The sequence below is a fragment of the bacterium genome, from assembly GCA_039961635.1.
GTDB lineage: Bacteria > 4484-113 > 4484-113 > JAGGVC01 > JAGGVC01 > JABRWB01.
Map to the genome: position 1 here is coordinate 1 of JABRWB010000094.1, position 2462 is coordinate 2462.

The 2462-nt window shown below is 54.3% G+C and carries 2 protein-coding genes; both read left to right on the forward strand.

Going from position 1 to position 2462, the window contains the following annotated elements:
- The coding region (locus HRF49_12020; GenBank protein ID MEP0815374.1) for an extracellular solute-binding protein at window positions 1–491 on the forward strand (491 nt) is incomplete at its 5' end.
- Window positions 492–754: 263 nt separating this feature from the next.
- Window positions 755–2462 (forward strand): hypothetical protein (locus HRF49_12025; protein ID MEP0815375.1); only part of this gene is annotated, 1708 nt, incomplete at its 3' end.

Sequence of the window (2462 nt, forward strand, 5' to 3'; positions counted from 1 at the left end):
CTTTTATCCAAGGAAGCTCCGCCTTTTTCCTCGGGTATAGTTATCATCTTCCCGTTATCCGCGCCCGCGCGCCCAAAATCAATCTCGGCATCACCAAGGTTCCGCAGATTACTGGCAATCCCGAAGTGAACTTCGCAAATTACTGGATGTGGACTGTTTCCAAAAAAGCGAAAAATGCGGATCTTGCCTGGCACTTCGTGAATTTTCTCACCAATGCCACAGAAGCGCCGAAATACCTCGAAGCCGCAAAACGTCCGGCAGCTCGGCGCGCTCTTTTAACGAGCCAGCTCGAAGACGAAGATATCGGCGTATTTTCATCGCAAGTCCTTACGGCAAAAAGCTGGTATCGCGGCGTGGATCCGAAAACTGCGGAGCTTGCCATTATCGACATGATTGACGGGGTGGTTCAGGGGACGCTTGATCCGCGCAATGCTCTTCGTCTTACATCCGAAAAAATCGCGCAGACCATTCAGGCGCCGAGGACACAATAGGGAAGTTGCGTAGGACATCGTTGCGTGGTTGCGTAGGCCATGCGCCGTGAGCCATGCGCCCCGTAACCAATAACCCGTACCCATTCCCTTCGCCCTTCGGTTTGTAGGATCGCAGGCCCGTAGGGCATGGGTTGTGAGGGATGGGGGAAGTTGCGTAAGGCATCCTTACGTTCCACGCAACGACGCCACTACGCAACCCCTGTTACTACTGACCCGCGCGAGAACATGCTAAAATCCATACAGGTATGAATCGGAGGACCGTTTTGTTCGGCCTTTCCGCAATCTTCGCGATTGCTTTTGTATTCTTTATTTTTCAAAAGGCCGATGCGGCTTTTCCGGCCTGCCAATGCTCCTGCATTTCGAGCGAAGACACGCAAAATCTGCTTCGGGTGCCCCAGCCCGATGCAGCCTCCTGTTCGGCCACGGTATGTCCGGCCGCTTGCTCTGAAATCGGATCGACGTTGGTGAGTACGGAATATAATGCATCGAGCAATCGTTGCGTTTGTGGATGTTCCAAAACAACGCAATCTTGGACATATGCCAAGAAAACGCCAGGAAGCGCTTCCTGCCTCGGGGATTGTTCAGAGGCCTGCGGCGGCTTAGCGAATGTCGATTCGAATCAAAATCAATCCCTGAATACCGTCCAGATCGCCTGCATCACGAGCAGCGACTGTTCGGTGGGCCAGTTCAGCGCGTATAGCGACGTGTCCTGTATTTTTCAGCCGGTCGGGCCGAATGAAAATCCTTCATTATGGCCGCCGGACGGGAAAAAGCCCGTCTGCCAGATCGAGCCGACAAAAGAAAATGCGGATAAGGAATGCCAGAATTACGGAGGCGTGGCAAAAAACGGCATCTGCACCTTTATTTCAAGCGGAGAAAATCCTGAGGCGTCGTTTAAGTCGAGGCCGTATATTAAGGCTGACGGGACATATGCCAATATCGATTTTACCAATACATACGGAACCGCTGATGCGCTGAACACCGTTATCGATGCGTCGACAACGAAGGCACCCAATGTGGCGGGCCTCTGCGAATTGTACGGCAAAACGCAGGGCTCCGGACGCTATCTCTGTATCAAAAGTAAAAAGAATACCTGCGGCACGGTTACACCGCCGAGTAGCCTTACCATCAAAACCAAGAGCAGTTATGAGTGCGTTCTTACGTCAACGCTGGATGCGCAGGGTCTTGATAAGGGGAAGCTCTGTTTTCCGTCCACGGGAGGCCCGGCGGGCACGGATTATGCCGATCTGTGCATTAATAAGCCCGGATCCCTCTGCTGCGCGCAGGCCGCCGGTGGCTGTTTAGGCAATCAGGATTGCTCGCTCGACGGGTCCATGATTTGCAAGGGAGCGAATTTGAGCACACTCACGTACGGCACCTGCGAGTGGAACGTTGTCTGTGATTCGACGGCTATCGATCGCCGCTGCCGGTACGCGTCGCCCGCGGAAGTCGTGAACAATGAAATTTGCTCGCCGGAATCCATTTTGCAATCGGTTCAGCGCCGGTGCCCGAATCAGTCGCAGTATTGCTGCAAGGCGCCGGATGCGCAGGCGCTCTCGAGCTGTGCCGCGGACATGAGCACGAACCTTACGTTTAATAGCGGGGGAAGGAGCTATAAGGATTATACGTGCATTACCGGCACGCAAATTCCCGATTCCGAATATGTTCCGGGAACGAAAACCTTGAAACATTGGGAAGACGGCGGAAACTGCCTGCGGAGCGATATTCCGGCGGGAGGGCAGGCCGGAGGGACGACGATCACGCGTTGCGGCTCCGGACAAATATGCTGCAATGCCAAACAGCTGCAATTCGCGCAGGACGTAAAGGATTTTTACAGCCGGCCGGGCGGGGGGCAAAATTGCGGCATCGGCACGCCGCAAAAAATTTGTACGGCTCCCTCGGCTATCGTCAAAGACGAAGCGGAAGCGCAAAAACGGGGGTATCCCACACTGGACGCGTATTATGCCGCGC